The sequence below is a fragment of the Nitrosomonas sp. genome, assembly GCF_043753625.1.
In the GTDB taxonomy this organism is placed as follows: domain Bacteria; phylum Pseudomonadota; class Gammaproteobacteria; order Burkholderiales; family Nitrosomonadaceae; genus Nitrosomonas.
The window spans coordinates 1-7,553 of record NZ_JAYUWI010000014.1 but is presented as its reverse complement, the minus strand read 5'-3'; the positions used below and the strand labels follow the sequence as shown (position 1 = coordinate 7,553).

The 7,553-nt window shown below is 46.5% G+C and carries 4 protein-coding genes and 1 pseudogene; 3 read left to right on the top strand and 2 right to left on the bottom strand.

Translation table 11 applies throughout. The annotated features are described in order from the left end of the window. Window positions 1-364: 364 nt before the first annotated feature. Window positions 365-1,195 carry a GNAT family N-acetyltransferase gene (locus tag ACH10T_RS01170; protein WP_394807511.1) on the top strand — a complete coding sequence of 277 codons (831 nt, stop codon included), beginning with the start codon at window positions 365-367 and terminating at the stop codon, window positions 1,193-1,195. 132 nt (window positions 1,196-1,327) lie between these two features. After that, window positions 1,328-3,148, top strand: coding sequence for a beta strand repeat-containing protein (locus ACH10T_RS01165; protein ID WP_394807510.1), 1,821 nt, complete (start codon window positions 1,328-1,330; stop codon window positions 3,146-3,148). A 254-nt stretch (window positions 3,149-3,402) separates the two neighbouring features. Here the strand turns inward: ACH10T_RS01165 and ACH10T_RS01160 are convergent, their stop codons facing one another. Further along, complete coding sequence (locus ACH10T_RS01160; protein WP_394807509.1) at window positions 3,403-4,002, bottom strand: DUF882 domain-containing protein; 600 nt, start codon at window positions 4,000-4,002, stop codon at window positions 3,403-3,405. Window positions 4,003-4,052: 50 nt separating this feature from the next. Beyond that, window positions 4,053-5,687 (bottom strand): murein L,D-transpeptidase, encoded by a 1,635-nt coding sequence (locus tag ACH10T_RS01155; RefSeq protein ID WP_394807508.1) that lies wholly within the window; start codon window positions 5,685-5,687, stop codon window positions 4,053-4,055. Between the two features lie 237 nt (window positions 5,688-5,924). On the opposite strand from ACH10T_RS01155, the pseudogene ACH10T_RS01150 reads away from it, so the two are divergent. Next, a pseudogene (locus tag ACH10T_RS01150) lies at window positions 5,925-7,232 on the top strand (M18 family aminopeptidase). Window positions 7,233-7,553: the final 321 nt, after the last annotated feature.

The window sequence follows — 7,553 nt, the reverse complement described above, 5'->3', positions numbered from 1 at the left end:
GCTGCTCGAATACCAATCTTACCGCTCGTTCTCGTACTTCCGGTGAATAACTGATTTGATTCTTCATCTCTTCATCCTCTCAAATCATTTTATCTCCGAAAATCCCGGGACGATTCATTACCGGATGGGATTGGATTATTAATGCTGTTCCTAAGTAGAATTGGAATTATTCAATTTTTGAGGTTAGTAAGGGATGTGATTATTGCCACAGCGAAAATGATTCTGATTCTGTAGCCTTGCTTCCATTGTAAATGAAAGCCATACTTTACAAAGATCTCTAATAATTCTTAGGAGCTACTGAGAATTGCGGAGAAAATAATTTAAGGTATTATCATAAAAAGTTGACTTAAAAATGGACTCGATCATGCCAACACATAATGAATCCAATAATATAGAAATGTCAACGAAATCGAATCTAGCCTACTGGATTACTCTGATCAATGAGCAATTCCATAAAAAGGATTATCGGCATGCCCGCGATTTAATCTTGCAGAGTTTGGCGAATTTCCCAAATCACCCTCTGCTGCTGGATAGGTTATTTATTGTTGATCAACGTTGGAACTTACCTATTGCGGGCAGTAGGGTACATCTTACGATACCGGAAGAGGATGATTTTTCATTCTTGCAGCAATGTTATGCGGATGAAGAATTTATGGAACAGCTTCTTCCGATGGGGCGTAAAAATCAGAGCGCGGAATCGATTCTTTTTGCGCTCAGGCATAGTGAGTTTTCGGTTGCTCAATCTAAGACAATGCACTGGATCATTAGAAAAGAAGAACGTATTGATGCACCTCAAGTACTTTCAAACAATAATCTTAAGCCGATTGGACTTGCGAGCTTAGTAGATATTCAGATTGCACACCGGCGCGCTGAGTTACTCGTTGGGATTCCAGATTACGAAGATCGTCAGCGCGCTTCCTTGATTACTATGCTATTAATCCTTAATTTCGCTTTCAATCAAATTGGATTACATAAATTAACTTCATTAGTTCTTTCTAATAACCCTCATTCACAAAAAAGTACCGAAGCCATAGGATTTATCCAAGAAGGATTTCGCCGGCATCATCTCCGTGACCCTAAGTCACGACTGTGGCTGGATTGTTATGAGAATGGTTTAGTTGAAGACAGTTTTCGTGAGAATCCGGTCATAGCGCGTTTGTCAAAACGCTTTCTCGGACAAGACATCACATTGTGAATTTTTTAAATAGGATGTACTCAAGGAGGGAAGCTTATGGTGATTTATTAACAATAGAAAATATATTGCGACACTGAATCAAACTATCACATACGAATATTTTTAAAATATTACTGATCTTTAGGAAATACTATGACTACATATATTGGTACTAATGGAAACGATGCGTTGATTGGCTTGGATGATGTTGCAGATGATCTAACTGGTAAGTTAGGGAACGATGTATTAATAGGGGGGGGAGGTTTCGGTTTTGTTGACTTTGCTCATTACGATGGTGCGACTTCAGCGGTAACGGTCAACCTAGCTGCTGGTACTTCCTCCGGAGGAGATGGCAATGATACGTTGAGTGGAATCGAAGGCGTTACTGGTAGTAATTTCAGCGATATCCTAGTAGGGGATGCCAATGATAATACACTGATTGGTAACAAAGGTAATGACTCGCTACTCGGTGGTGATGGCAATGATACACTGAGAGGTGGCTTGGGTAGTGACATATTGACAGGAGGAGATGGGTGGGGGGTTGATTCGGCCGATTACTCGGATACCAATTCAGCGGTGACGGTCAATCTATTTACTGGCGCCGCCTCTGGAGGAAGTGGCAATGATGTATTGAGTGGAATTGAAACGGTTATCGGTAGCGGCTTCAATGATACTTTGACAGGAGGGAATGCTGATGGTAATACCCTGTTCGGTGGCAACGGTAATGATACGTTACTGGGAGGCAATAGCTTTTCTATCATGCTAGATGGCGGCAACGGCAATGATACTTTGATAAGTGGAAATAGTGTTTTCAATTGGATGAATGGTGGTAGCGGTAACGATTCGCTAGTGGGTGGTGATGGTAGTGATACGCTGATCGGTGGATTGGGCAGTGATATCTTGAAAGGTGGAAATAATTACTATTGGGGGGATGTTGACTGGGCTGATTACTCTAATGCTTCCGCATCTGAGACGGTGAATCTTTCCGCAGGTGCCGCTTCTGGAGGAGATGGCAGCGATATACTGAGTGGAATTGAGGCTGTTCGGGGTAGTAGCTATAACGATATCTTGATCGGTGATGCTAATGACAACACATTGGAGGGAGCCGATGGAAATGATACGTTAGCAGGTGGTGATGGCAGCGATACGCTAACCGGTGGATTGGGTGATGATATACTGGCAGGAGGGGGCGGTAAAGGTTTTGATTGGGCCAATTATACTGATGCATCCTCAAGCGTCACAGTCAATCTTGCTACGGGCCTCGCTTCTGGAGGAAGTGGAAATGATACGCTGAGTGGAATTGAAGGTGTTACTGGTAGCTCTAGCAACGATAAGCTGACTGGAGATGCGAATGACAATACCTTGAATGGAGGCAAGGGTGACGATTGGGTAATGGGTGGATTAGGCAACGATACCTTGCTTGGTGGGGACAAAGGATTCGACTGGGCTAGTTACAGTGATGCAGCCTCGGCTGTAACGGTCGATCTTACTTTGGGAACTGCCTCTGGAGGAAGTGGCGATGATGCGTTGAGTGGTATTGAGGCTGTCATCGGAAGCAAGTTTGGCGATACATTGACGGGAGATGCTAATGACAACACCCTAAAAGGAGGCGCGGGTAATGATATGCTCGATGGCAAAGAAGGGTTTAACACGCTAATCGGTGGATCAGGTAACGATGTCTTCAAATTTACTACAACGGGTCACATTGATACGATTAACGACTATAACGTTGCCAATGATACTATCCAGTTAGAAAATAGTGTATTTACGGCATTAATAACAACGGGTACATTGGGCGCCGGTCAGTTTAGAATAGGTACGCAAGCAATAGATGCCAATGATCTCATTATCTACAACAAAGTAGCGGGTGAATTGCTATACGACGCGGATGGCAATGGTGCAGGTGCTGCGATACAGGTAGCAACGATTGGTGTTGGGTTGAGCATGACCAATGCGGATATTGTGGTGATCTAAACCGGCGAAGTTAACTACCTGGGAATAGGTGATGAAATAATTCTCAGGTAGTTATATTTATAAACAGGTATTCAGTTCTCGAATAAAGAATTAGGAACGATGTCAGGTTTGACAATTTGCACTTAAAAGGTGATAAAAGTTACAAAATATTGTGCAATGTGTTGATTAATGATCCTCTCAGTACCGGAGAATTCAGCGATGCTTCCCGCTGCTTTCAAGATTCGATGATACGCACGTCCTGCCACAGGTTTATATTAACCGCCCCAGAAACGTACGTGCCCGGTATCCAGATGAATAAAATCCGAGGATGGATAATAACCGACACCGCCCATTTGCAATGACAATGCAGCAGTGCGAAGATCGGATAATTTACGTCCTGGCAAGCGGATATCGATGGCTCTGCCGAAGGTATGCAAGCTGGCTTTTGCTACGCCATCACTACGGGCGGCTAGCATTGCGTTGGAGGCAGGGGAGCGGTACGCGGAAACCACATGAAATTCCTGATTGGTTCTCAATCTGTACTGTAATTGATGCAGAATATCGAATAGATCAGGATCTATCGCATAGCGGTCACCGGTGCGATGGTCGCGCAGCACATGATTAATAGCACGCATCCCTTCAGGAATATAGCGGCCATTGGCCCAGAAGATCGCGCGCGTGCGTTCACCGGTGTGTAAGTTAAGAAAACTCAATTTTTTCTCGAAGGGTCTTTTGATTGCTGCATGTGCAGACGTTGCGGTCATTGGTAGCGCTAGCAAAGTGCATGCGCCTAATCCTGCTTTTAGAAAGCGGCGGCGGCTTGGTTCTGGTTCTGTTTCTGATAAGTGGGTTTGATTTAGAAGGTTTCGTATCATCGGCTATTTTCTCCTTGAAAATGTTGCGAATGTGTGCGAATAATCAATTATTACCAGCGAGCATACTGCAAAGCGCGCATATCCCGGTCATAAATATCAGGGGAAAAGTGCAGCTTTTCTTGCTCATCAATCCAGGCCGTAATATACACTAAGTAAATGGGCAGTGGTTTGGGTAAATGCACGGTGGTGGTTTGGCCGCTTTCCATATCAGCAAGGAACTTTTCCGGTAAGTCTTGCTTTCCCAGTGCGAAAGCCGCTAATTCCATGGGTTTTGCCAGCCGGATACACCCGGAACTGAATGTGCGAATATCCCTCTGGAAAAGTGATTTGGAGGGCGTATCGTGCAAATAGATATCAAATGAATTGGAAAACATGAATTTAATCCTGCCTAATGCATTGTTCTTCCCGGGATCTTGGCGCAAAACATAGGGAAATCTGTGTTTGATTGCTTGCCAATCGATCGTGTCCGGATCAATGGCTTCACCATTCCGGTTATGATTCGGAAAAACTTTGATATTTAATGAGGCGAAATGACTCGGATCACTCTGTTGTTTCGGTAGCAGGTCTTTACGCGCGATGCTGTCAGGTACATTCCAATATGGATTCAGAACCATATGAGAGAGCCTGCCATTAAAGGTGGGCGTTGAACGGTAATCGCGTCCGACGATAATGCGCATATCGAGAACAGGCTTGTTTTTTTCGACAACTGTAAGCCGGAATCCGGCCGTGTTGACCAGTACGTAGCGTTCGCTTAGATTTCTCGGAAGCCAACGCAGTCGTTCCATATTGATACGCAGTTGGCGAATTTTCCTGTCAAGCGGGACATTTAGGGCGCGGATGGTGTTTCTGCCGATAACGCCGTCGGTATTCAATCCATGCTGTGCTTGAAATGCCTGAATCGCAGTAACCAGCTCGTCATCATAGTGCTCGCTTGCAGTGGGCGCAATGTGATAGTCGTCGATTCCATCAGCGACATACGCTTGCGCGATTCGCTGGCGGACCAACGGAATGATTGCATTCGTTGTGCCCGGGTGTATGGATGGCGTGCTGGGGATAGTTATCCACTCTGTATGGCTATTGAGAAGTGTCTGGTAGCGCGCCAGTGTTTGCTTAAGCAACTGATAGCTTGGCTGCTTTGGGGATAAATCATTGAGCGATTGTTGCAGGCGGTTGGTTTTGATTGCTTCGCGCAAGAAGGCTACCGCGTCGAAGCCGGGTTGTGGGATATGCCAATCCTCATCAGCCTTAGCCGCTGTGAACCGCCCACGTGATAAATCTCGTGCCAATATCAACAGTGCATGCGTCGTGCGTACTTCCAACTCAATCGCTGCTGGCAAAGATTGGCCGATTTGCTGCTGCAATTGCTGTAATTGTTGCAATTGATAATCGTGGCTATCCAGTCCTTCCAATTCAGCGCTGGCGATGAAAGTGAATGCTATTTCGAGTAGAGATGATCCCGGTTCCGGCGTTACCCACACCGGCTGATAATTCCGGGCGGTATAAAATCGCTGTAAATCGGCAGTATCAGTTTTGCTCAAGCCAAACGAAGCGGATTTTGAGAATTGCTGCTCTATTGCTTTTGCTTCAATGATCAGTGCATGAGAAATCGAAGGAATTAGCAGAAAAAAAGTGCAATAAAAGAACTTGAGAATCAGTAAATTGGGTTTAAGTGGGTGGCGCGACAAACTGTGGTTCCTTTCGATGCGGCAATGTTTTTTATAGGGGAGTTTCCAGATTTTACCATCAATGCCTGCTTTTACATATTTGGCTGAAAGGTAAAATCACTGCTTATTTCTCGATTTTTAAACAAAAGGCTCTTATTGAACACGCAGCAGCTTGTTTGACTAAATATCCGGCATTACGTATATTTTTCGCGTCGGGAACAGGAATTTTAATATAAGCAATTGAACTAGTGAATAAATATGACAGCTAAACAGAACGTAAAACATCTACTAGACTTTATCGATAAAAGCCCAAGTCCCTGGCATGCGGTCGCTTCGATTGAAGCGGCAATTGAAGCATTTCAGTTTATCCGGCTCGACGAAACAGCCAAGTGGCAATTGCAAGCGGGCGGGCGGTATTATGTGGTTCGCGATGATTCATCGATCGTGCTGTTTGTGTTGGGACACAAGGCGCCCACCGAATCAGGGTTCAAGATTGTCGGCGCGCACACGGATTCACCGGGATTCCGCATTAGGCCGAATGCCGCAACTGTGAGCGATGGCATCGTCCGGCTCGGCGTTGAGATTTACGGCGGACCAATACTCGCGACCTTTACCGATCGTGATCTGAGTCTGGCCGGGCGGGTCAGCTATGTCGATGAAAAGGGAAAGCTTGCCTACAAGCTGGTGTGCTTTGACCGGTCATTGTTGCGTTTGCCGAATCTGGCGATTCACATGAACCGGAGCGTCAATGAAGACGGCTTGAAGCTGCATAAACAGAATGGGTTGCCGCTGCTGTTCGCGCAATTGACCGACGAGCAGTTGCCGCAACCCTATTTTCTGGCATTGCTGGAAGAAGCGGCAGGCATTGGCGCCGCACAAATTCTATCGTGGGATTTGGCAGTTTACGACACGCAATAAGGCGCATTCTGGGGCGCGAATGAGGAGTTTTACGCTGACAGTCAGATCGATAACTTGGTTTCCTGTCATGCCGGGCTGCAAGCCTTGTTGGACGATGCCATCCTGAACAATGTTGAGAGCACGTTGGTTTGCGCGTTTTTCGATCACGAAGAAATCGGCAGCGAAAGCCATATCGGCGCCGCCGGCAGCTTTTTGTCCGATGTGTTGCAACGCATCAGTATTGCAACGTCTGCGGAGCGCGAAGACACGGCACGTGCATTGGCGCAGAGTTTCTTGATCAGCACGGACATGGCGCATGCCTATCACCCTAACTTCCCCTCGGCCTATGACGTAGATCACAAAGTTTTCATCAACAAAGGCCCAGTGATCAAATCCAACGCCAATCGTCGCTACAGCTCCGAAAGTGTTTCCACCGCACGCTTCATCCAGTGGTGCGAAGAAGCCGGTGTTCCCTATCAACGCTACTCGCACCGTAGCGACCTGCCGTGCGGCAGCACCATCGGCCCGATCGCCTCGGCAAAGCTCGGCATCCTCCGCAGTATCGATGTCGGCTGCCCGATGTGGGCGATGCACAGCATCCGCGAAAGCGCCGGTGTGCAGGATCATGGGTATATGATTAAGGTGCTGAGGCGGTTTTTTAGCGATTAGGGGCAGCGACCAGTTCAAGGCCGTAACGCTCGCCTTTTCAAGGCGTGGTGCGGTTGCTGTCAGTGCGCTGCGCGGAGAGTATGCCCGATCCCTGGCACGGATTTTTTTGATCCTGATTCCTCATATTGCTGAACAGAATATGATTTTGATTCTCTAGGAGTCTGTCGGGCTTAAGCAATCGTAGCGAGCCGAGTGGGAGAACGAGTGCGTATTTTCTCTATTTTGAGGCGCATAGTTTATCTATGCAACGAGAAATTGAGGAAATATGAACCATTATCCCACTGGCGCAGTAGATTGACCTTAAGTCCGACAGACTCCTAG